Below are 23,947 nucleotides of genomic sequence, written 5' to 3'. Positions count from 1 at the left end.
CAAAATTAATTTTTCACCAACGTAGTGGTTGCATTAATTCCATTGTTTGGATCATTCCAATATACAGTCAAGGTCTGAGTAGCCTCATCCCAGCTTCCTACAGTAGGTTCCACAACTGGAGCACTAATGGCAAACTGAGTTTGACGACTTGCTACAAAAGTAATTGCGTTACAATTATCAGCGTAAATCGCCTCTTGAGTAGTACTGAAACCGAATCTTGCATAAAGACCTGTAGAAACATCGGAGATAACATACTGACCTGCTCCAAGCGGAGTCACCGTTACCTCAGCCACATCAGTTCCGAATCTACTTACCGTAGTCCCAGCCCAAGTATCAGTAGCTTCAGAAATATCCGATGGACATACTACTCGTATATTCAAGGTGATAGAACCGTAGTTGCTAGCAATATCAGCACCAGTAGCACTTGAGATATTCAACACTAGTGCAGGAGATTCACTTGGATCAATATTTCCTGTAAGTACTGTCACAGGAAATGAACCAACAAACTCACCAGCAGCAATGGTGGCAGAGTTACCAGAAAGCGAGTAATGAACTCCTTCTACAGCTGTGGAAGATGCATCAACCTCGATATTCACGGTTATCGCACCACTCGCATTTGTTGAGACTCTGTTAAGTCCAATTTCTGCGATATCAGTCTGTGTAGTGGTTGCTCTTACATATGTTTCAGTCAAACCATTTGGAAGTTTTGCGTCAGCAAACTCAACCTGGTTACCAGAAAAGAACGTTTCTGTCCCTGGATCATCAAAGCAGGAAGTCATTGCCACTGCGGCTAATGCTACTGCAAATAGGGTATATAACTTTTTCATTTTTATTCTATTTAATTTTAGTTATAACCTGGATTGTCCTCTAATAGATCGTTCAATAACAATTGATCTTGTGGAAGAGGAGCCAAGATTCTGTAGTCTGTATATGGTACAGACTCGAAGCTGCCATGCTTGGAAATATCCATAGCATTTCTCTTCAAGTCAAACCATCTGTGTCCTTCAAGAGCAAATTCTACTCTTCTTTCGTTCATGATTTGCTCAAAAAGAGCATCGCCTGCAAGACCCGCCACAGGATCAAGACCTCTTTTACTTCTTAATGCATTGATATCAGCAATAGCACCAGTAGCATCTCCAGTTCTGAATCGAGCTTCAGCTCTAATCAAATACATCTCAGCTGCTCTAATGATTGGAAGGTTCTCAAGGAAATCTCCTTTAGTTCCCAACCACTTGTTTGATCTGTAAACTGTACCACTTGCACCAGAACGAGTAGTCTCGGTCCAAGTATCTCTACGAACGTCACCCTCTTCATAGCTCGCTAGTAATTCATCAGAAGCAGTTACTATAAACTGCGCTGAATTAAACACATTAGCTGTTAAAGTACACATTGAGTTGTTTACACCATCCACTGTAGACCAATCAACTGATCTGATCTCAATCTCAAAAAGAGACTCTGGGTTGGGATAAGTAGCAAACCCTGCAACGTAATTAGTTTCGTCCATAAGACCAGTACCATCGTTACCTAGGCCATAAGTAGCCATAGCTTGAGAAGCCATTGAAGCAGCCTCTGCATACTTAGAATCATACAAGTACACTCTGGCTAGCAAAGCCTCAGCAGAACCTTTTGATGCTCTGTAAACACCTGCAGTTCCTAGAGAAGCTGTTGGCAACAAGCCGATAGCTGTATTAAGATCAGACTCGATCTGATCATACAATTCTCTGTTGGTAACTCTTTCGCGGAAGTCCGCCTCAGAGAATCCTAACGTTGGAGTCGTACGAAGCACAACTGTTCTGTCCCAGCCATTTACTTCTTTACCTGGCTCATATCCGTAGATTTTAGCAAGGTCAAAGTAAAGCATGGCGCGCAAGAAATAAGCCTCGCCTTTAACTTGATTTCTCAAGTTATCATCTCCTTCTACATCGTCAATACCAGCCAAAATAATATTAGCTTCGTTGATTGCACCGTAATGACCAGTTCCCCAAAGTCCCATATGGGCACGATCGGCGTTTGCTTCTTGACCAATATATCGTCCAGTATTAGCAATAATTCTTAGATTATCAGCCATAATATCTGGAGCAATCATCAATTGCTGTCCGTAATTGTTAAATCCTCTTACCGCACCATATGCTGCGAAAACCAAGGATTCGTAACCCTCTACATCCGCAAATGCTGTTTCAGGTGTCAAGCTTTGCCTTGGCTCTGTGTCCAGAAGGTCGTCGCAAGAGCCTAGAGCAAGGGCAGAGCCTAGAGCGAATATTTTTATATAATTTTTCATTCCTATTTCTAATTAGAAGTTAAGAGTAAGACCGGCTGAGAATTGTCTTGCGTTTGGATATCTAGCGAAAGTAGTATTTCCAGCAACTCCAACTACCTCAGGATCAATTCCATTGAATTTGGTAAATGTTGCCAAATTTAATCCTTGTACAAAGAAGTTTGCACCGCTCATTCCAATTCTGCTAGCTGCAGCAGCAGGTAAAGAATAGCTCAAAGTAACTTGCTTCAATCTCACATATCCACCGTCGCTCAATAATCTTGTAGAGAACGTATTGATGTTCGAAGTTCCAGCCTCTTGACCACCTTCGAATGGCTTACCAACTGTGGTGATGTCACCAGGCTGCTTCCAGTAATTCAATTGGCTTACGTCAAGGTTACCAGTACCTGATCCCCAGTTCTGAAGATTGAAGATATCTTGGTTACCCGCAATGTTTCCAAATTGACCTTGGAAGAATACTTCCAAAGAAAGTGGTCCATAAGTAAAGGTGTTAGCAAGGCCACCATAGCTTGAAGGCAATCCGCTACCTCTGTAATCCAAAGTATTTTGTCCAGTGATGTAAGTATATCCTCCAGTACCAGTACCGTCATCATACATCGCCTTACCATTGGCAGGGTTTATACCTAGGAATTCGTTAGTATACCAGAAATCAATTGGACGACCTACGATAAGGTTGTTACCAATTCTGTCCAAACCATCATAAAGCTCAAGAAGTTCGTTCTCCAAGAAAGTGATATTGAAGGCAGTACTCCACTGGAATTTACCTGAAACGATGTTCACAGTCTGAATATCAAGGTCGATACCTTGATTTCTTACTTTACCTGTGTTTCTAGTGATTGATCCAAATCCTGAGTCAGTAGGTAGTGGAGTGTTGAAAAGAAGTGATTTAGAATCTTTTCTCCAGAAATCTACTGTTGTGATGATTCGACCATTGAAGAAAGTCGCATCCACACCAAGGTTAATGGTCTCAGACTCTTCCCAAGTCAATAAGTCGTTTCCAAGCTGAGACAAGGTCAAAGCACCTCCTCCAAGATACTGACCGGCAGAACCTACCAATGATCTAGAAGCAAAGTTTGCAATGTTTGAGTTACCAGTCACACCGTAAGAAGCTCTAACTCTTAAGTTATCCAACCAAGTTACATCCTGAAGGAATGCCTCAGAAGATAATCTCCAACCAGCAGATGCTGCGTAGAAAGTACCCCATTTGTTCTCCTCACCGAATCTAGAGTGTCCGTCTCTTCTGATAGTAATATCAGCGGTATATCTATCATCGTAATCGTATTTCACGTTACCAAATACACCCGCTCTCTTAAATTCTGTAAAGAAAGAGCCAATAGCGAATGGAGTCGCCGCATTGTTAAGATAGATCAAAGTTGGATTTGGGAAACCTCGTCCTGTTGCGTTTTGAGAATCTGCTTGCTCCGCCTTATACTCAAACCCAAGTACACCTGTTACAGTGTGCACATCATTAAATTTCTTATTGAAATTGAAGTTGTGGTTTGTGTTAAAGTTGTTAGTTCTTCTAGCAGTGAATGTAGATGCACCTCCGTAAGAAGAGAATACAGGAATCGTAGATGGTCTGTTGTTGATATCGGCATTATCCGAAAAATCCAAACCGAAATACGAAGTAAAGCTCAACCAAGGAGTGATTTGATAGTTCGCCTGTAGGTTAGATACAGTTTGAACAGTCTTTCCACTTCTTAGCTCTTCAAATACACCCTGAACAATGTTATATCCAAATAGGTGATTGGAAGGGTAACGAGCAAAGCTACCATCCTCATTGTAAATTGGAACGTTTGGTCTAGCTGTGTAACCAGCCTGGAATGGCGAGTTTACAAAGTTACCGTTGGCAATAGAACCATTGGTATTTTGGAAGGCAAGAGAAAGGTTAGCTGAAATGGTAAATTTCTTGCTTGGTCTGTGGGTAATGTTCAATCGGCCAGTAGCTCTTGAATAATCAGACATTTCAATTTGTCCTTCCTGCTTAGTATAAGATCCAGAGAGATAGAAAGAAGTTTTGTCATCACCACCAGAAACTGCCAAGTCGTAAACGCTTAGACGACCGTCTCTGTAAAGAGCATCTACCCAATCATTAGTTTCTAGATTTGGATTCTCAGGATCACCATAAGTAGCCGCAGCATTTGCTGGATTAAGGCCTGCATTGATATAGGCATCACGCTTGATACCTGCCAACTGGCGAGCATCCATTACTTCATAAAGATTCAAAGGCTGAACGATACCTTCCTGAACAGTAAGAGTCACGTTAGTCTTTCCTTTGCTACCTCTTTTAGTAGTAATCAAAACCACACCATTTGCAGCTTGAGCACCATAAATAGCGGCTGCAGCAGCATCTTTCAATACCTCAATAGACTCAATGTCATTTGGGTTGATAGATCCAAGTGCATTTTGTGTTCCTTGACCTGAAAGTCCACCACTACTAATTTGAACACCATCTACAATGTAGAGTGGATCGTTACCAGCGTTGATCGAGCCAACACCTCTAATACGTACGTTCAAAGTTCCTCCTGGCTGACCAGAAGTTGAAGTTACTTGAACACCAGCAATTCGGCCTTGCATCGCACGGTCGAAAGATTGAACTGGCAGGTTTTCAAATACCTCGCCTTTTACCGATGCAATAGCACCAGTGATTTCTCTTTTCGACTGATCTCCGTAAGAAGTGATTACGAATTCAGATAAAGATTGAACATCTGGCTCCATGGACACGTCAATTGTAGTCCTGTTGCCAATTGTCACCTCTTGGGTACTTAAGCCGACAAAGCTAAAGACCAAGACATTGCTCCCTGCAGGAACGCTAATTGAATACTTACCATCTAAATCAGTGGCAGTACCAACAGTCGTACCTTTTACGAGAACCGTTGCACCTGGTACACCGAGGTTATCCTCTGTAGAGATAACTGTACCAGTAATCACACGATTTTGAGCAAATGCTACTGCACTAGCCAAAAACAATGTGAGTCCTAGAAGTAAAATTTTCCTCATATTGGTTAAAATTTGGTTTAATTTGATTCCAATGATATCTCTAAAATTGGAATATCACAAAAGGTAAACCGACAAAAGGTGAAATAGTCTTTTAAAAGAAATTCACCAAAACAAGCCAAAATATGTTAATTCGGAATAAAATTTTGCCAAAGCATCATTTTATTGATTAATTCAGAAAAAATCTAGTATTATCACAGTGTTAACAAAAAATAATTTTATCAAAAAAAATCATCGAAGACGATTTTTTTTGATTTTTGACCCAAAAACAATAGAATTAATAAGATTTAAGACGGTTCTTAATCTTTTATTTCTCGCCAAGAATTTTTGCAAATTCTAATTCTGGTTTTTAGAAAAAAAGCAATTTTTTATTTGGACTTATTTCAATAAAAAAATTGATGAACGGGTAATGCAGGTTCTTATGATTATACAAAACTAATTCAATCCTCTTAATTCGATTTGGCAACTACTTTATAATATTTTTATAGTAATCCTTCGATTTAATGCTTGGTTTTTGGGGCTATCATTTTTCACCATAGGCTCGCTATCACCTTTCCCTATCACCACCACACGCGCCGGGTGCATACCTTTATCCACAAGGTAATTTTGTACACTCTTCGCCCTATTCAAACTAAGAACCTTATTATATTCCTTCTGCCCTACATTGTCGGTATGTCCTTGAATTTCGATATTTACATTAGGATTCTCCTCCAAGAATTTCAAAAGCCTCTTGAGTGAAGACATGGATTCCTCTTTGAGCTCGTATTTATCAAAATCAAAAAAGACGTTTTCGAAGACAAATTGCTCTCCAGATGCTACTGGGGTGAGATCAATTTTGAGGTCTTTTACATTTTGAAGCTTATCTCGCTCTACGTTATAAATCTTTGGTAAGAATCCTTTTTTCTCAACATACAATCCAGAAAAAGCCCGATCTGGATAAAGCATGGTAAAATCACCGGTTTTTCCATCCGCCTTGAATTGATAGAGGGTGCTGTCATTAGTCAAGGAAACCAGAGATAATGTGGCGTCTATAGGTTCGCCTGTCCTCGAGTTGAAGACCTGGCCTTCGGTAACAGTCAGGTTTTCGCCCAAATATATTTCCTCAGGAAACCTAAATCGGTAGAGCAGCGAACGGTCATTTTCTCCTCCGTCTTCTGTTAGTTCTGTAAAATATGCGTAATCCTTCTGTGCAGTAATAAATAGAGCAACTTGATCGAGCTGATCATTAATGGGTAACCCCAGGTTCTCGGGTACTTGGAAGTCTCCCTCTTTAACTCGAGACAGGAAAATGTCCATACCACCGAAGCCCTGATGGCCATTGGATGCGAAAAACAAAATTTCATTATTAAAAAACATGAAAGGTGAAATCTCGTCCTTCGCAGTATTAACCGTATTTCCTAGATTTTTGGCTTCAGCCCAAGATCCGTCATTCATCCTCACGCTATACCAAATGTCATTCCCGCCAAAGCCTCCTTTTCTATTGGATGAAAAGAAAAGGATTCGTCCATCAGCAGAAAGAGAGGGCTGGGAATCCCATGACCTAGAATTGACGGATTTACCCATGTTTTTTGGCCGCTGCCAATTCCCGTTCACCTTGTATGCAATATACAAATCACAGCTTCCCTCAGAATCGGGGGCATCGCATGAGGTATAGATCAAAATATTACCATCCGCGGTCACGGAGCAGGTACCCTCGTTGTACTGGGAATTGATATTAGACGCAATACTTACCGGGTTCGTCCAATGGTCATTACCATCAGAGTAGGCCACAAAGATATCTTCCTTGTCAAAATTCCCCGTACCATCCCGCTTGGTAAACAGAATCTGCTCTCCATCTGCAGTCAAAACAGGAAAATATTGAAGTCTAAAGGAATTAAGAGGGTCTGGCAGTTTTTCTTTTTCTATAGACATAGAATTCCCAATCTGAGTGGCGAGAAAATCCATCTGCGCACGCATATCTCGATAGTAAACTGAATTTTTGAAAGAGTCATCAAAAAGAGCATCTGACTCTGAAAATCTTTTGTACGCTTCCTCAAACTTCCCCTGCTTCAAATAGAGGTTGGAAAATAGCCAAGCGTATTCAGCAGTATTCTTAAGTTTGGCATTTTTACCTGCAAGTCTTTTTTCTCCTGCCAAAGCCACTCGTTCTGCATTTTCCAAATCTCCCAGTGTGATGTAGAGCTGAGACATTTTTACATATGCCTCTAAAAATGAACCCTCGCGCTCTATGGCAGATTGATAACTCTCGATCGCTTCGGTATATCTCCGAGAGAGTGTAAGCTCTTCCCCTTTTTCAAATAACTTGATCGCCTTAGAATCTATAATGGAATAGGTCTGCGCATTCACGGCGCAGAGGCTAGCAAAAAGCAATATTCCTATAAGAATTAGACGCATGGACTTCAGGGGATGTCCATAAATTTATGGGTTTGTAGGGATATTTTCCAAACAGGCCTATTTTTAACGTATTCGATGATTTCTGGTGTAAATTTATCTGCTTTACTCCATTCGGGTTGTAGCCTAAGTTCACAAGATCCATTTACCAAGGTGGCATGCTCCTCCGCAAAATCAAAATCACTTTTGTGAAAAACGACCACCTTTAGCTCATCGGCCTTAGCATAAATTGAAGGGTGCGGCTTTTTAAACTTCTTCGGAGAAAAGCAAACCCAATCAAAATCTCCTGAATAAGGATGTGCTCCAGATGTCTCAATATTTGTGGTGAAACCTTTCTCTTTCAAAAGCTTGGTCAAAGGCCCTAAGTCATACATCAGAGGCTCACCTCCGGTGATAACAACAAGTCTCCCTGGATAGCTACACGCTTCCTCTACGATCTGCTCGATATCAACAACTGGCCATTTTCCTGCTTCCCAACTTTCCTTCACATCACACCAAACACAACCAACATCGCAGCCTCCTAATCGGATAAAATATGCTGGATGTCCGGTAAATTTTCCTTCTCCTTGGATGGTGTAAAAAGCTTCCATTAAAGGAAGCTGTAGGCCCTTGGCTACTAGTTCTCGCGTGGTCATTTGAATTTTTGGTAAAGCGGGTGATTCGACCGCTGGTGAATTAGAGATGCAAAGGTAACTCGAAAGCGCAGATAGACAATTCGAATTTTGATTTTCGTGAATAGGCTCAATGTTAAAAAATTAAACTCCAATCCTTCTTTCCCAAAAGCTTCTTTTCGAGAATATAAGATTGGAGTTCAAAATAATTTACTATAACCTACTTCTAAAAATGTAGCCTCTTACTCCTTTTTCAAAGTCGGATAGGTAACTCCTAATTGCTCCAGGTAAGTATCGAATTTCGTCTCATCATAGTAAAACTTCTCAAGTTCAGGACGGAATTGCTTCATTATATCCCCATTGAGATAAATCGGAGGAGCATCCTCTGCCGTGATCATGGGCTTGTAGGTTTCTTCCTTCGTCTGCACATTATTGAAGTAATCCCATGCTTGGTCCACAAGCTCAGGCTTCAAAAGTAAATCCAAAATGGTCATGGCTTCAGCTTTGGCCCCTGCAGTCACACCTTTATGTGCAATAGGTGTTGCCATTGCAATGGCGTTTGCCCAGTGATGCCCGGGCAAGCCAGGAATATTGGAAGGAAATCTCAATGTCACTGTCGGCACCACCCAAGAAACATCACCTATATCATCGGAACCTCCACTTCTCGGCTCTTCTACAGGTAGCCCAAGCTCATTGAGTTCTGTAGGCATTCCTTCCTCCTTGCTGCCCATCTCCTTTTGGACCGCCTTGGCCAAGGTCTGGTCTTTTTCATCCCACTCGGGTAATCCTACGGTTTGGATATTTGCAAACATGGTTTCTGCAATCACTTTATTAAAGTGTCGAGGCCATGCAGTACCGAGAACCTTATAATCCATTTCTGTTTCGGTCATTAGGGCCGCGCCCTTGGCAATATTTGTAGCTTGTTCATACATCTCCATGATGCCATCATATTTCACATCTCTGAAATAATACCAGATGGAAGCTTTAGAGGGCACTACGTTGGGCTGATCTCCCCCATCGGTGATTACGGAGTGCGATCGCTTCAGCGGATGCAAATGCTCTCTTTTGTAATTCCAACCAATATTCATCAACTCCACGGCATCTGCTGCCGATCTTCCGCGCCAAGGTGCGCCAGCTCCATGTGCCGCTTCTCCTGTGAAGGTGTATTCCACAGAAATCAATCCTGTACCCGAAGACTGACCATAGCTTACTCCCATATTACTGGATACATGCGTGAAAATACATAGATCTACCTCGTCGAAAAGTCCATCTCTAGTATACCAAGCTTTCGCTGCGACTAACTCTTCTGCAATTCCTGGCCAAAGAATCAGCGTTCCTCCAATGTTCTCGCGTTCCATAATTTGCTTCACCGCAAGTGCAGCAGTAATATTCAAAGGAATACCTGCATTATGGCCCTCCCCGTGACCAGGCGCTCCTTCTACTATGGGTCTGTGATAAGCCACACCTGGATACTGGGAAGCCTTCGGAATATTATCAACATCAGAACCCAAGGCGATCACAGGGCCATCTCCATTACTCCAAGTGGCCCACCAGGCCGTGGGTATACCAGAAATTCCTGTTTGGATTTCAAACCCATTCTCTTCTAGAATACCTGTGAGGTACTTGGAAGATTCGACCTCCTGAAAGCCAAGCTCGGCAAAGCTAAAAATCTTATCCACCATCACTTGGCTCATTTTGTGATTGGCTTCTACAATTTCTGCGACTTCAGTTTTGAGAGACTCGATTTGATTTTCTGAATATTTCTGAGCTTGGGATTGAAAAGCTAGGCCGGCTGTCCAAATCGCCGCAAGAGAAAGGTGTTTTATTAGTTTCATCGGTATGGGTGGTTGAATTGAGTTGGAAAATAGTAAAAAGCCTCGGCTCTGGGAAATAAAATTGCTGATTGGAAATCTTACTCTATGAGGATTTACTCTTTTGACTACCAAAGCCAGTCGATTTTTCTATTTTTGCAGGCGTTTAGCTAAAAAAAAGAATCAAAATGGCGGAATATAATTTCAGGGAAATCGAAACAAAGTGGCAGGAATATTGGAAACAAAACCAAACTTACCTTGCCGAAGTAAATCCTGAAAAACCCAAGTTTTATACCTTGGATATGTTTCCTTACCCATCGGGTGCGGGTCTTCATGTTGGACACCCGCTAGGATATATCGCTTCTGACATCATCGCTCGATATAAAAGGCTAAAGGGCTTCAATGTCCTGCACCCAATGGGCTATGATAGTTTTGGACTTCCTGCGGAGCAATACGCCATCCAAACTGGACAGCACCCTGCCATTACCACCGAACAAAACATTGCTCGATACACTGAGCAGCTTAAAAATATCGGCTTCGCATTTGATTGGTCTAAAGAAATCAGGACCTCAAATCCGGATTATTATCGCTGGACTCAATGGATTTTCATGCAACTTTTCAACAGCTACTATGATCTAGATGCGGACAAAGCGCTGGGTATAGATTCACTCCTCGCGAGATTTGAAGAGCATGGCAATGAGCAGGTGAATGCTGTTTGCGATGAGGATACGCCCACTTTTTCGCATTTGGATTGGAAGGCTTTTTCTGAAAAAGAAAAGCAGGAGATGCTGCTCAAATACCGCCTCACCTTTTTGGCAGAAACTACAGTAAACTGGTGTGCAGCACTAGGAACAGTGCTTTCCAATGATGAAGTGAAGGACGGCTTCTCTGAGCGGGGAGGTCATCCTGTTGAACGCAAAAAAATGATGCAATGGTCCATGCGGATCACTGCCTATGCCGATAGACTTTTGCAAGGCCTGGATAAAGTAGATTGGTCAGAACCAATCAAGGAAATGCAGCGAAACTGGATTGGGAAATCCATCGGTGCAGAAGTGATTTTCCAGGTGAAAGATTCTGAAGAAACCATCAAGGTCTTCACAACACGCGTAGACACCATTTATGGCGTAACCTATTTGGCTCTGGCACCGGAAAGTGAGCTCGCAGCCAGCCTCATCACAGAAGACCAACGTGAAACAGCCGAAGCCTATATTGAAGTGGCTAAAAATCGTTCCGAACGAGAACGAATGAGTGATGTCAAAACCATCTCTGGAGCATTTACTGGTTCCTATGCCATTAATCCTTTTAATGGAGAAGAAATCCAGATTTGGGTGGCGGACTACGTGCTCGCTGGATATGGAACGGGAGCCGTAATGGCCGTACCTGCACATGATGAGCGAGATTACAATTTTGCTAAGCATTTTGGTTTGGAAATTCGTCAGGTGATTGAAGGCTCCATGGAAAATGGTTCATTCCCTGGAAAAGGCGGTACCATCATCAATTCAGGCTTTATTTCTAATCTTCCCATGAAGGAAGCCATGACAAAAGCCATTGAGTTTTTGGAAGAAAAAAATATCGGGAAGGGCAAAATCCAGTACCGAATGCGGGATGCAATTTTTACCCGACAGCGTTATTGGGGCGAACCGCTACCGGTTTATTTCAAAGATGGTCTTCCCTACCTCATTGATGAAAAAGATTTGCCTTTGGTTTTACCGGAGGTGGACAAGTACCTCCCCACGGAAGATGGAGCTCCTCCACTTGGTCGTGCCAAGGACTGGACTTACAAAACTGCTGAAGGAGAGTTTCCTTTGGAAATGAGTACAATGCCTGGCTGGGCAGGGTCTAGCTGGTATTTCTTCCGCTATATGGATCCAAAAAATGAGGAGAATTTTGTGGACAAAGCAAAAGCTGAGTATTGGGGAGCGGTAGATTTATATATAGGTGGATCGGAGCATGCTACCGGCCATTTGCTGTATTCAAGATTCTGGACCAAATTCCTTTTCGACTTGGGTCTAGTCCCGATTGATGAGCCTTTCCAAAAAATGATCAACCAAGGAATGATCCAAGGTCGATCTAACTTTGTGTACCGAATCAAAGGAGAAAACAAGTTCGTGAGTCATGGACTGAAGGATCAGTATGACACCTCAGCCATGCATGTGGACGTGAATATCGTGTACAACGATCAACTGAATCTCGAGAAATTCAAAGCCTGGAGACCTGACTTAGCTGACGCCGAATTTATCTTGGAAGATGGCAAATACATCTGCGGAGCCGAAGTAGAAAAAATGTCCAAGTCCAAGTACAATGTGGTAAATCCTGATGATATCATTGAGCGCTATGGAGCTGACACGCTTCGTTCGTACGAAATGTTCTTGGGGCCTTTGGAGCAGTTCAAACCATGGAACACCAATGGAATCGATGGGGTATTTAAGTTTTTGAGAAAGCTTTGGAATCTTTACCATTCCCCCTCAGGTGAATTCAAGGTTTCAGAGGAAGCACCGAGCAAAGCTGAACTGAAGGCACTCCACAAAACCATCAAAAAGATGGAAGAGGATATGACCAATCACTCTTTCAACACATCAGTTTCCAGCTTTATGATCTGTGTGAATGAGCTTACGGCGTTGAAGTGCAACAAGAGACAGATTTTGGAGCCCTTGGCAGTCTTGGTATCTCCTTATGCACCTCACATAGCAGAGGAGCTTTGGTCACTATTGGGTCACGCCCAATCGATCACAAAAGCAACTTTCCCGGACTTTAAGGAGGAATTCTTGGTGGAAAGTAGCTTCGAATATCCCGTGATGATCAATGGAAAGCTTCGAGCAAAACTCAGCCTTCCCCTTGACATGGATAGGACTGAAATCGAAAAAGCAGCCCTCAAGGATGAAACTGTTCAAAAATGGCTAGAAGGTAAAAGCCCCAAGAAAGTCATCGTAGTGCCAGGAAAGATTGTGAATTTGGTAGTTTAAGCGAGTCGAAAAAAACTGAGGGGAAATCACTAATTTCCCCTTTATTTTTACTCCAAGTATGATCATCTATACTTTCCCCGTCAGAACTGCTTTTATTGATCGTGATGTGCAGATGATCTCTCCAAAAATGGAGATCAAAACTCTAGAATTTACCCAGAGTCCGATCAAGCTCCCCTTCTACTTTTTGCTACAGTTTTTTCAACTGCTTTGGTATTTACCAAAAACCACTCAATACCTATGCTTTTTTGGGGGGTATCATTCAGTTTTGCCTGTATGGTTTGGAAAGATTTTTGGAAAAAGATGCATCATCCAAGCCGGTGGAATGGACTGCATGAATATGCCAGAAATCAATTATGGTAACTTCAGGAAAAAATGGCTCCGAAAAGCAACTGTTTATTCCTTCAAAAATTGCAACTTAATCCTTCCTGTGGCGGAGGCTTTGGTCAAGCAGGACTATCAATTCGATCCGAAGATTTCACCCAAACAAGGATTACTCAATCTCATCCCTGATCTCACTACTCCTATTCAGGTAATCCCAAACGGCTTTGATACTGATTTCTGGAGTGATTTGAGCAGAGAGCGTAAGCAACTGAGTTTTATCTCGGTCGCTACTGGAACGTCCATTCCTGCTCGTGCCCGAGTAAAAGGCTATGATTTGATCGAGCATTTGGCGGCTAATCACCCAGATTGGACATTTACCTTAGTGGGGGACACTAATTATTTTTCTCCGAACCAAAACATCAAAGTATTGGGGAAGATGAGGCCTGCTGAACTTCTGGAACTCTACAATTCCCATCAGTTTTACCTTCAGCTATCGACATCAGAAGGTTTTCCAAATGCATTGGGTGAAGCGATGGCTTGCGGTTGTATTCCCATCGGATCAGCGGTTGGAGCGATTCCGGAGATTATAGGAAAATCAGGATTTATTCTTTTGACAAAAAGTCCCGAAGACGTCAATATTCTCTTATCAAAAACAAGCGATCTATCTAGGCTTAGAAGAGAAGCTTCAGAAAGAATTAGACAAAACTTCACCTTTGCAAAAAGACAAAAGGCGCTTATTGACACTTTAATGTCATAAGAATCAGATTAAACCCATTCTAATTTTTTTCGAATTACCATTTTTTCATCTCGAATTTCACCAAGTGGTAGGTGATTATTATCACTGCTAGTAGAATAAATCTTACCGACATTTCTAAAAATAAAACTTTATGAAACGTCTAATCTTTGTCATGTTACTGTTGGCAACTATTTCATCTTGCCAAGAAGTAGAAAATCCTTCACAAGACTTGATTTTGACTGAAAGTGAAGTTCAAACTCTGCTATTCATGAGGGAGGAAGAGAAGCTAGCTCATGATGTTTATGCCTATAGTTTTGAAAAATATGATGTGCCCATTTTTCAAAACATTGCAAATAGTGAAAGTAAACATGTCTTATCAGTATTGAAAGTCATGGAATCCTTCCAATTAGCAGATCCCCTAAATGGGAGTACGATTCAGGGTGAATTCACCAATCTTACATTGAGCAATCTTTATTCTGAACTCATAAGTCGAGTGGATGCCTCTTTAAACGAGTCAATATTGGTTGGTTTACTCATTGAAGATTTGGACATCAATGATCTTGAAATTGCCATATCCGAGACGGATCAGCAAAACATTGCTTCTATGTATGAAAATCTAAAATGTGGATCCATGAACCACTTAAGGTCTTTTCATGAACAGGCTATTGCCGCGGGAATCACCTATGCCCCAGAGTTTATTAGTGACTCGGAATTTGAATCAATTATTAATTCGCCAAAAACTGGCTGCAACCCCAAATAACCTATGCGAATCATTTTAACATTAAGCCTTGCTTTCATTCACTTTGGCGCTTGGAACTTTGTCCCATCAGAAGAAGAATCCCAAAAACTTGACTTGATACAAGTAGACCAAGTTGAGGAAGGGCTGCTGCTTCTACAAAAGCATTGTTACACCTGTCACAACCCCAAATCTAAGTCTCATGACGAAATACCAGCGCCTCCACTTTGGGGGATGAAAAAGCATTATCTAGAAGCCTATCCCGAACAGACAGAATTTGAAAAGGCTATGATGACTTTCATACTTAATCCCAATGAAGAAAAAGCGCTTATGAAAGGACCAATCAAGCGATTTGGACTAATGCCAAAACCCCAGATTACAGAAGAGGAGGCAAAAAAAATCGTGAGGTATATCTATGAGCAGGAACTGGAAAACCCTCTTTGGCATCAAAAAAAAGAAGGAGGGAAAATAAACTAAATACGCTAAGGTGACGAATGTCACGCGATAGAAGAATTGGGACTGTTAGATTCGTTCTATCGAATAATCAAAACAATAAAATATATGGAAACATTAAATCAAACTACAACCATGCCGAGAATAGGAGATTTGGCTCCTGATTTTGAAGCCATGACCACTACCGGTAAAATTAAATTTTCAGAATACATCAAAGGAAGCTGGACCATTCTCTTTTCGCACCCTGCGGACTTCACACCTGTTTGTACCACAGAGATGAGTGGCTTTGCCCTCGATCAAAAATTCTTCGACGAACATGGCACCAAACTTATAGGCCTCAGTATAGACTCTATTCATGCACATATTGCTTGGGTTAATAATGTCAAGAAAAACACTGGAGTTCTATTTGAATTCCCCATCATTGCTGATATCGATATGAGTGTTTCGAAACTATACGGAATGCTACAGCCAGGAGAAAGTGAAACTGCTGCTGTTCGCGCTGTCTTCTTTATAGACCCGATCGGGAAAATCCGACTAATGATGTACTATCCGCTCAATGTGGGCAGGAACATGGATGAAATCAAACGAGCCCTGATTGCCTTGCAGACTGCGGATAAGTATAAGGTGGCAATGCCGCTTAATTGGAAGCCAGGGGAAAAAGTCATTGTTCCTCCACCAAAAACCGTTGCCGAAATGCTAGAGAGAGAGGCTAGCGACTACGAGATGGTGGACTTTTACCTAGCAAAAAAAGATATTGGGTAAATAAAACAATCGATTGTATTTCATGACTTAGGGGAAAATTCTAAAATTATTCTGTTTTTGTCAGCAACGAAAGGAGTTTAAAAACGAATTTCCTCCAAGCGGCAAATCTTACTTTCGGCAAATAATCATCTGAATTATTCCAAAAAACGGCATATACACAGAATCAAGTGTTTTGTCTTATATCTAATTGATTTCAAACCGGATTTTTGAAATTTTACAAAAAAAGATCAAATCATAGTTATTTTTCAAACCAGTTTTTTGATACTTGATATAATACAAGTGAAATAGGATCAAAAAAAAGAGGGCTTCGAAATCGAAGCCCTCTTTATTGGGTTTATTTTTAATCAATCAAAACCATATAAAATTTGGCAAAAGCAATATTTTAACTGGTATTCCTATCGCTAAATTTGATTAAACATAATTTTTTAACTCCAAACCACCAAACATCGCTCAAAAAAAATCCACCTTCTTACTGCAAGGGATACCATTTATTAGAGTAACCCAGTTGAGTTTTATTTTTCCTTATCTTCAAATAAAAAAGAAGATGAAGAAACTTTTTGTTGGTGTTGCGATTTTGCTAGGAATCTATGTACTGGCCACTTTTACCGTTCCCCCGATGATTGAAGAGGCGAGAAACCCTGTGAAAATTCCACCGCCTTACGAAGTATCTGCTGAAGCCAAAGCACTCTATGATCAATTAGATTTTATCGCTGATTTACATTGCGATGCATTGCTCTGGGGCAGAGATTTGACTAATCGTGGAACTCGTGGGCATGTTGACTTCCCCCGAATGCGAGAAGCAAATGTTGCGATGCAGATGTTTACCATCGTTTCCAAATCACCCTCTGGACAAAATATGCAGAGCAACAGCGCCGATACTTTTGATAATATTACTCCGCTGACCATCGCAAAAGGCGAATCCATTGCAAATTGGTTTAGCCTCATTAATCGTACGCTTTCGCAATCTCAAGATCTAGCCAATTTTGTATCCAAAGAAGAGGATCGTGCTATTTTCATCAAATCAAAGGAGGACTTAGAGCAATTGCTTAGTGCCCGAAAAAACGACCTCAAAGTTACCGGCGCTATGCTAGGCATCGAAGGTGCCCATGCATTAGAAGGCAATCTCGGAAATCTCGATCAGGTTTATGAAGCCGGGGTAAGAATGATAGGCCTCACTCATTTTTTTGACAATGAATTGGGTGGATCTGCACACGGACAGAATATGGCTGGCTTGACTGAATTTGGAAAAGAGGTAGTACAGAAAATGAACGAGCTCGGCATTTTTGTGGACTTAGCGCATTGTTCTCCAGCCATTGTGGATGACGTATTAGACTTAAGCACGGAGCCCGTTATGGTTTCTCATACAGGAGTGAGGGCCGTACTAGACTCTCAACGAAATTTGGACGATACACAAATCAAAAAAATCGCCGCCAATGGAGGTATAATCGGGATTGCCTTTTTTGATATGGCAGTGGGCGAACCGGAAATCCCAAATATTATTGCCTCCATCAAGCATGTGAGAGATCTGGTGGGAATAGAATATGTGGCACTCGGATCAGACTATGATGGTTCGGTGGCTGTACCCTTTGACATCACCGGACTTCCAATCATTGTAGAAGGTCTCTTGAAAGCTGATTTTTCGGAACAAGAAATCCGTGCAGTGATGGGAGATAATGTGAAACGCTTTATGCTCCAAAATCTTCGCTAATATGAAATCGAGCATGACTAAAAAGCCACAAATTGGGATGATTGTAATCGCTGCGAGATTCCATGTGTCCTTTTAAAAACAAATTATAAACACATGAAAGAAAGTATAATTCACCAAGAAACTAGCCGCTTTGGCAAACTGCAGGAATACTTGCGAGAATTCGTTTACGGAGGAATAGATGGAGCCGTGACTACCTTTGCCGTGGTCGCAGGCGGTTTTGGTGCAAATCTGGACACTGGAATCATTATTATTTTGGGCTTAGCAAATTTACTGGCAGATGGCTTCTCTATGTCAGTCGGTGCTTATCTCTCGGCGAAAAGCGAGAATGAAAATTACAAGAAACATCAGGACATCGAATATTGGGAGGTAGAAAATCTACCTGAAACAGAACGCGAAGAGATCCGGGAGATCTATGCCGCAAAAGGTTTTAGAGGTGAACTTTTGGAAAAAGTAGTGGATCAGATTTGTTCGGATAAAGACCTATGGGTAGCCGAGATGATGAAAGATGAACTCAACCTAATGATGGATGTGAAAAGCCCCTTCCGGATAGGTTTTGCCACCTTGGTCTCCTTTATTCTTGTAGGTTTCATTCCTTTGATGGTCTATCTCTGGGACTTCTTTAGCGAGGTACAAATCAATATTTTTCTCTGGACGAGTGTGCTAACTGGAATGGCATTTATGATAGTAGGTTGGCTGAAAAGCGTGGTCAATCAAACTTCAGCTTTGCGAAGCATAGCCGAAACAGTGCTACTCGGATTGCTAGCCGCACTGGTGGCTTACTACGTTGGCGATCTTTTAGAAAACTTTTTCCTCAATCAATCATGACAACGATCGCTGAGGTCTTGAGCCGCATGGATGAAATAGTCGAAGAGTGTAGGACTTCTGAATCTCGTATCGGATACTTTGCCATACTCTACCGTCAAGTAACCCGAAGGATTGCCCAAGGCATCGCGAATAAAGAATTTGAGGATAATTCGAGGATGGAACTACTCGATGTGCTTTTTGCTAAACGATTTATCGACGCATATGAGCTTTGGTACGTCAAAAAGCCCACGACCAAAAGCTGGCTAGTGGCCTTTGAGGCCAGTGAGTCTAAAAATCACCTAGTCTTACAACATCTCTTTTTGGGGATCAATGCGCATATCAATTTAGACTTGGGCATCGCAACCTCGGAGACCATGAAAGGTCAGGAATTAGCCGGCATTCAAAAGGATTTCAACAAGATCAACGACATCCTCTCTGAGCTTGTAGACGGAGTCAAAGGAAATATCAGTGCCGTATCCCCTATTTTTGGTTGGCTGATGCCGTTGGCAAAGGGTAAGGACGAAATGCTGCTAAATTTCTCCATCCAACTGGCACGAGATGGGGCATGGAAATACGCCGGCGAATATCACCTGGATCCAAACAAAGAATTCCAAATTCAAGATCGGGATAAAAATATCGCAGGGCTGGCACAAAAACTCATCTCCCCAGGAAAATTCCTTTCCTTATTAATCAAAATCATAGGATTTGCTGAGTGGAAATCTGTAAGCAGAACCATGGATCAGCTGGACGAATTAGGCACTATGGATTAAATAAGTGAAGCGTACACTAAAATTTAAGTATTCAAGACTGATATCGACGCTCAACTTCCTCAATTTCAGATCGAATCTGTGCTTTATTTTTACGATTGGTTTTTTCTTTCTTCAAATCTGTGGCATAAAAATGAGTATCCTGAAAGTAACTTACCCTAGCCTCAGATTCGCCCTTGGCAAAGGTCCATTTTTCCCCCTTGAATAATTTTACTTTATCCTCATGTAGTTCCAAAAGCTCATCATAAGGTCCTCGGGCAGAAATAAGTTTTACAAAAATCGGAGAGGTCTCGATAGCGATAAAGAGTAAAATGATAAAAATATTAGCTAAAGCCATGGCCGAACTCTCCTCCGTCAAACGGGACATTGCGTCTATACGAGCCGCCAAACCATCAAATCCATCGATTCCCGGCTGCTGCTTTTCAAATTCCGCCTGTCGAAGAGCCATAAAATCACGAATCTGCTTCTCCAGCGTATCTACTCGGGCTTGATTTCGGGTTCTCAGTTGATCCAAATCGCGTTGTGCCGCATCGAGTTGCTCTTCCTTCTTTTTCGCATTGGTACCCAGCCCCACAATACCACTGGTACTCGAGGTCTTTTCTCCAAAACGCTCCGCATCATACTCCTTTTGAACTTGATCTCGGAAAGACTCGGCTTCCTCCACTTCGGCTTTCAAAGCCAAGATATTATTTTCCAATTCTTGTATTTCGGGAAAGCCCTTGGCTAAATTTGCCTTGGACTCGGCGATGAAAAGTGTTTTTTGCTCGTCCAACTCACGATTGATCTCTCGCTCAAACATCTTCAACTCCAGTGGTTTGGATATCACGAATGCCAAAAGCACCGCCAATACCAAACGAGGGATGGCAAGCTTCCATTCGTCCCAAGCTTTTTCCTTCTTCCGCATGGAAGAGACAATAAATCGATCCAGATTAAAGATCACTAGACCCCAAAGCAACCCGAAGATCACTGCAGGTAGTAGACTCTGGAATATCGTGAATAGCGCATAGCCTGCCGCAAGAGCTGCCAACACGCCAGTGAAAAATACGGTAGCCCCTATTCCTACATATTTATTTGATTCGGTGGGAGTTCTTTTAAGGATCGCAAAATTAGCTCCGCTACAGAACCAAAAAAAACGGGTAAGTCCATGCATAATTTGGTGAATTGAATGTCTATGCTTCTAACGCTAAAACTTCTCCAAAATGCTTTGAATCAACTTGAATCGGTTCAAAAAAACTTATTTTGTGACGAAAAGGGCCTCTGAAGGGACGAAATCCATCTTTTCATGAAACATAATATTCCAATCACTATTTCTGTACAAAACCGACGATTGTCCGTCCTGTACGAAAATGACCATCTCCTGAACGCTTTTGCACATTCGAGATTTACATTTTAGATTCGGCTATGAAACACGCGATCAAAGTTTTATCAACCGTTCTATTTCTTTTTCTCACCGTCTTTGCCTTCGGGCAAGACAAACCCTTCCAAAGTGAAGTAGATGCACTGACCGAAAAAATAGAAAATCAAGGTTGGCAGCCGGGAGGCTTGGTTTTTACCGGGAGCTCAAGCGTACGATTCTGGATGAATCTTAAGCAAACTTTCCCAGAGCAAAACATTATCAACACAGGCTTTGGTGGTTCGCAAGCCTCGGATTTATTGGCTCATTTGCCCATTTTGGTGCTGAAATATGTCCCCTCAAAGGTATTCATATATGAAGGTGACAATGACCTTTGGGCAAAAAAAGAAGTCTCCACCATCATGAAAGAGCTAGATGAAATTGTCACCTGGATCAAGCGAGAAAATAAAAACACTGAAGTCTATCTCGTGAGTGCCAAACCAAGTCCGGCCCGTTGGGAAATTAAAGAATCCTACCTCGTGTTAAATCGTCTCATGAAAGAATATACCCAGACCAAGGAAGGGGTAGAATTTGTGGATGTATGGGAAGCAATGCTAGACGATAAAGGGGAGCCTAAAGTAGATATCTTTATCATGGACCGACTTCATATGAATCCGAAGGGCTATGAGATTTGGGCTGAAATTTTTCGACCTTATGTCGTGGACTAAAACTGAAAAGAAAGCCCTAAAATCACTTGCTGGGATTTGAAATCAGTTGTCCCTCCAAAGACTCGATCAAAATTGATTTTCTGATCATTGAATTCTCGTTCATAGCGGAGATCAAGACCAATAGGTCCTACGTTTAGCCCGAGACCAAATTGATACCCAAAGCGTAAAGGATCGTTGGTTGTTCCTTCAATGGTGGAGGTATAATTATCGCTGAGCGTGTAATGAAAAGACGGTCCTGCCATGACGGATATAATTTCAAAGAAATGTAGTCCAACCATCACAGGAGCATCAATCCTGGAAAGCTCAGCAATACCATTTCCTGTATCAAATTTGGTTTGGGTAAATAGTAACTCAGGTCGAAGGTAGAGGTCGTAATTCCCGAATTTGTAAAAGGCACCAAAATGATAGCCTGATGAGGCCTCTGGATTTTTCCAGATCGATTCAGCATCCTGAAAATATTTTCCTGAAGTATTGTAGTTCAAGCCTCCTTTCACACCAAATCCAGCTCCTTTATTTTGGCCAAAGGCCAAAGTAGAAGCAAAAAGAAACATCAAAAGAGCGAAAAGGAATTGGAAGACTTTCATTTTGGATATTTTGGAATGTCCCTAGAGCTACAAAAACAGAACCAAAACAGATTTTGAGGCAATATGCAAATTTTTATACCTCCGTTTCTTATGTATATAATTTTTTTATACATTTGACATGATTAGGTAATAACTTACGCTATGTCCAATAATAATTTAATCAAAGGAAGCCTTCAGACGATCATTCTCAAGCTACTTGAGGAAAATGACCGCATGTATGGCTATGAGATCACCCAACGCGTAAAGGAACTCACAGCAGGTGAAATCAAAATTACTGAGGGGGCACTTTACCCAGCCTTGCATAAGCTTGAGGCGGAGGGCCTACTTTCCACGGAAATCGAACAAGTGGACAACCGAGTTCGGAAATATTACAGCCTCACACAGTCGGGACAAAAGGAGATGAGCAATAAAATGAGTGAGTTAAACTCCTTTGTGGAAAATCTCCAGCTAATCCTGAATCCTGAAATGAAACCCAAATTTGGAATCTGATGGAAAGAAGAGAATTAACACAGGAAGAAATCATCAGGGTGCAAAAAGCTATTCAAGTAAAGGAAATCACCTCCGCAGAAATCCTGATGGAAATCTATGATCACTACGTGAGTCATTTGGAAAAAGAATCAGCTGCCAACTTTGATCAAGAGCTTTTTGAGCTCGAGAAGAAGTTCACTTACAGCTATTGTCATGCCTTGCAGGCTAAATTACTAAAGGCTACCAAAAAAGACATTCATAAGACTCAATGGGCCATAGTCAAAAGTTATTTTACTTGGCCAAGATTCATTGGCACCTTATCGGTCTTAATCCTGCTCACTTATTTCTGGAACAATCTCGAGGGAAAAGAGCGGGGATTAGTCACGGCATTACCAATGGGGATTTTAGGGGTGGTTTTTATTGCGATTTGGTTCCAATCTCATCAAAAGGTAAAAAAAATAAAGAAAGCTATTGGGCAAAAATCAGTTATTCATTCTTCCTATTTTTCTAATATCACTTTACAATTTGTGTTGGTCCTTGGGCTTTTCAATATGTTTATTCATATCCCAAAAATTTTAGGCTTTGAGGGTGAAGCTTACTTCGATGGAATCTACTTTATTGTGATGTCATTCATACTGTGCCTTTTTTACCTCACCTATTGCCTTTCCTTAATTGAAACTTGGAAAATCAAATCAAAATCTGCGCTGATATGAAATTGTCCTCTTTCCAAATAACCCAACTTAAAAAACTAATCTCCTATAAAGGCTATCCGGAGATCGATGTGCAATATGAGATTTTGGATCATGTGGCCTGCAAAGTGGAGAAGTTGCTGGAACAAAATCCAAGCTTAGCTCTGGACGATGCCTTTCGAAAAGTGCATAGTGAATTCGGGATTTTTGGGTTTTCGGATTTGGCTGATTCATATCGGAAGAGCATAGAAAAGCGGTTTTGGAAAAACTACCTTTTAGAAATAAGGAATCTCTTCTTATCCTATCGTATCATTCTGCCTCTGCTTCTAAGTGCACTGATCTATCAAGCGTCAAATTTGATCGACGACCCCAAAAGCTGGATACTTTTTCTGGCAGGCTTTTGCTTGCTTGGAAGTTTATTTTTAATCGTGAAGTATTGGAGAAAGCACTCCGAATACAAGAATTACGCAGCGTACCTATCCTCAAATCATATTTTTCAGCTCCTGAATATAGGCCTGCTCTGTAGCCTTTATTCTTATCAGCATGTCTATTCAGCATCTTTTGAGAATGACCCATTATTCGTAATCGTCTTAGCCGGAATTATCGGATTCATTTTGGTTTGGTTTGCATTAAGTCTATTTACCCTACCCCGACTATTGGACAAAACCATGTTAGAAATCGAGGAACTGAAGAAGATCTACGGATCCTAAGCTTCTGCATTAGAGTCGAGAGCAAGAAATTCAGTCTTTTCGCTTTATACTTTATCTCACTCCACCTTACTACGAAATATTATTCGTACTTTTGCGCCTT

Annotated in this window: 20 protein-coding genes; 12 read left to right on the top strand and 8 right to left on the bottom strand. The window is 41.5% G+C overall.

Annotated elements, in window-relative coordinates; all coding sequences use genetic code 11:
• Positions 1-5: 5 nt before the first annotated feature.
• The 6 genes from ACFOSV_RS01735 to ACFOSV_RS01710 all read right to left on the bottom strand — a co-directional run bounded on the left by ACFOSV_RS01735 (position 6) and on the right by ACFOSV_RS01710 (position 10,109).
• The gene (locus ACFOSV_RS01735; protein WP_377902745.1) at positions 6-827 is read right to left on the bottom strand and encodes a hypothetical protein; all 822 of its coding nucleotides are present in this window, start codon (positions 825-827) and stop codon (positions 6-8) included.
• 17 nt (positions 828-844) lie between these two features.
• Entirely contained in the window at positions 845-2,278 is a 1,434-nt protein-coding gene (locus ACFOSV_RS01730) for a RagB/SusD family nutrient uptake outer membrane protein (RefSeq protein ID WP_377902743.1), read from the bottom strand.
• Positions 2,279-2,290: 12 nt separating this feature from the next.
• Positions 2,291-5,275, bottom strand: a complete 2,985-nt coding sequence (locus ACFOSV_RS01725) for a SusC/RagA family TonB-linked outer membrane protein (RefSeq protein WP_377902741.1) — start codon at positions 5,273-5,275, stop codon at positions 2,291-2,293.
• Between the two features lie 468 nt (positions 5,276-5,743).
• Positions 5,744-7,666 carry an OmpA family protein gene (locus ACFOSV_RS01720; RefSeq protein ID WP_377902739.1) on the bottom strand — a complete coding sequence of 641 codons (1,923 nt, stop codon included), beginning with the start codon at positions 7,664-7,666 and terminating at the stop codon, positions 5,744-5,746.
• Positions 7,667-7,671: 5 nt separating this feature from the next.
• Positions 7,672-8,298, bottom strand: coding sequence for a 7-carboxy-7-deazaguanine synthase QueE (locus ACFOSV_RS01715; RefSeq protein ID WP_377902737.1), 627 nt, complete (start codon positions 8,296-8,298; stop codon positions 7,672-7,674).
• A 218-nt stretch (positions 8,299-8,516) separates the two neighbouring features.
• Positions 8,517-10,109 (bottom strand): amidohydrolase, encoded by a 1,593-nt coding sequence (locus tag ACFOSV_RS01710; protein WP_377902735.1) that lies wholly within the window; start codon positions 10,107-10,109, stop codon positions 8,517-8,519.
• Between the two features lie 164 nt (positions 10,110-10,273).
• Here ACFOSV_RS01710 and leuS point away from each other — a divergent pair, with 164 nt between their 5' ends.
• From leuS to ACFOSV_RS01670, 8 genes are all read left to right on the top strand, one after another.
• Positions 10,274-13,048, top strand: coding sequence for a leucine--tRNA ligase (gene leuS, locus ACFOSV_RS01705; protein WP_377902733.1), 2,775 nt, complete (start codon positions 10,274-10,276; stop codon positions 13,046-13,048).
• A 58-nt stretch (positions 13,049-13,106) separates the two neighbouring features.
• The gene (locus ACFOSV_RS01700; protein WP_377902731.1) at positions 13,107-14,126 is read left to right on the top strand and encodes a glycosyltransferase family 4 protein; all 1,020 of its coding nucleotides are present in this window, start codon (positions 13,107-13,109) and stop codon (positions 14,124-14,126) included.
• 130 nt (positions 14,127-14,256) lie between these two features.
• Positions 14,257-14,865: a DUF2202 domain-containing protein gene (locus ACFOSV_RS01695; protein ID WP_377902729.1), complete on the top strand. Its 609-nt coding sequence runs from the start codon at positions 14,257-14,259 to the stop codon at positions 14,863-14,865.
• Positions 14,866-14,868: 3 nt separating this feature from the next.
• Positions 14,869-15,318 (top strand): c-type cytochrome, encoded by a 450-nt coding sequence (locus tag ACFOSV_RS01690; RefSeq protein WP_377902727.1) that lies wholly within the window; start codon positions 14,869-14,871, stop codon positions 15,316-15,318.
• 84 nt (positions 15,319-15,402) lie between these two features.
• On the top strand, positions 15,403-16,056 hold the full coding sequence (locus ACFOSV_RS01685; protein WP_377902725.1) for a peroxiredoxin: 654 nt from the start codon (positions 15,403-15,405) through the stop codon (positions 16,054-16,056).
• Positions 16,057-16,600: 544 nt separating this feature from the next.
• Complete coding sequence (locus ACFOSV_RS01680) at positions 16,601-17,764, top strand: dipeptidase (RefSeq protein ID WP_377902723.1); 1,164 nt, start codon at positions 16,601-16,603, stop codon at positions 17,762-17,764.
• 93 nt (positions 17,765-17,857) lie between these two features.
• The gene (locus ACFOSV_RS01675) at positions 17,858-18,589 is read left to right on the top strand and encodes a VIT1/CCC1 transporter family protein (RefSeq protein WP_377902721.1); all 732 of its coding nucleotides are present in this window, start codon (positions 17,858-17,860) and stop codon (positions 18,587-18,589) included.
• On the top strand, positions 18,586-19,338 hold the full coding sequence (locus ACFOSV_RS01670; RefSeq protein WP_377902719.1) for a DUF5995 family protein: 753 nt from the start codon (positions 18,586-18,588) through the stop codon (positions 19,336-19,338). The genes ACFOSV_RS01675 and ACFOSV_RS01670 overlap by 4 nt, the downstream gene beginning before the upstream one ends.
• Positions 19,339-19,369: 31 nt before the next feature.
• On the opposite strand, the gene ACFOSV_RS01665 is transcribed toward ACFOSV_RS01670, so the two are convergent.
• Positions 19,370-20,485: a DUF4407 domain-containing protein gene (locus ACFOSV_RS01665; protein ID WP_377902717.1), complete on the bottom strand. Its 1,116-nt coding sequence runs from the start codon at positions 20,483-20,485 to the stop codon at positions 19,370-19,372.
• A gap of 251 nt (positions 20,486-20,736) precedes the next feature.
• Here ACFOSV_RS01665 and ACFOSV_RS01660 point away from each other — a divergent pair, with 251 nt between their 5' ends.
• Positions 20,737-21,396, top strand: a complete 660-nt coding sequence (locus ACFOSV_RS01660) for a GDSL-type esterase/lipase family protein (RefSeq protein ID WP_377902715.1) — start codon at positions 20,737-20,739, stop codon at positions 21,394-21,396.
• Here ACFOSV_RS01660 and ACFOSV_RS01655 read toward each other — a convergent pair.
• The gene (locus tag ACFOSV_RS01655; protein ID WP_377902713.1) at positions 21,393-21,980 is read right to left on the bottom strand and encodes an outer membrane beta-barrel protein; all 588 of its coding nucleotides are present in this window, start codon (positions 21,978-21,980) and stop codon (positions 21,393-21,395) included. The two genes, ACFOSV_RS01660 and ACFOSV_RS01655, sit on opposite strands and share 4 nt — an antisense overlap.
• 141 nt (positions 21,981-22,121) lie before the next feature.
• Between ACFOSV_RS01655 and ACFOSV_RS01650 the strand changes: the two genes are divergently transcribed.
• The 3 genes from ACFOSV_RS01650 to ACFOSV_RS01640 are packed head-to-tail and all read left to right on the top strand — an operon-like array spanning position 22,122 to position 23,847.
• Positions 22,122-22,469 carry a PadR family transcriptional regulator gene (locus ACFOSV_RS01650; RefSeq protein ID WP_377902711.1) on the top strand — a complete coding sequence of 116 codons (348 nt, stop codon included), beginning with the start codon at positions 22,122-22,124 and terminating at the stop codon, positions 22,467-22,469.
• Positions 22,469-23,161: a hypothetical protein gene (locus ACFOSV_RS01645; protein WP_377902709.1), complete on the top strand. Its 693-nt coding sequence runs from the start codon at positions 22,469-22,471 to the stop codon at positions 23,159-23,161. Before ACFOSV_RS01650 ends, ACFOSV_RS01645 begins: the two co-directional genes overlap by 1 nt.
• The gene (locus tag ACFOSV_RS01640) at positions 23,158-23,847 is read left to right on the top strand and encodes a hypothetical protein (protein ID WP_377902707.1); all 690 of its coding nucleotides are present in this window, start codon (positions 23,158-23,160) and stop codon (positions 23,845-23,847) included. The genes ACFOSV_RS01645 and ACFOSV_RS01640 overlap by 4 nt, the downstream gene beginning before the upstream one ends.
• Positions 23,848-23,947: the final 100 nt, after the last annotated feature.

This window comes from Algoriphagus namhaensis, from assembly GCF_042649705.1.
In the GTDB taxonomy this organism is placed as follows: domain Bacteria; phylum Bacteroidota; class Bacteroidia; order Cytophagales; family Cyclobacteriaceae; genus Algoriphagus; species Algoriphagus namhaensis.
Note: the sequence above shows the minus strand (reverse complement) of the source record. Positions and strands in the feature narration are given on the sequence as shown.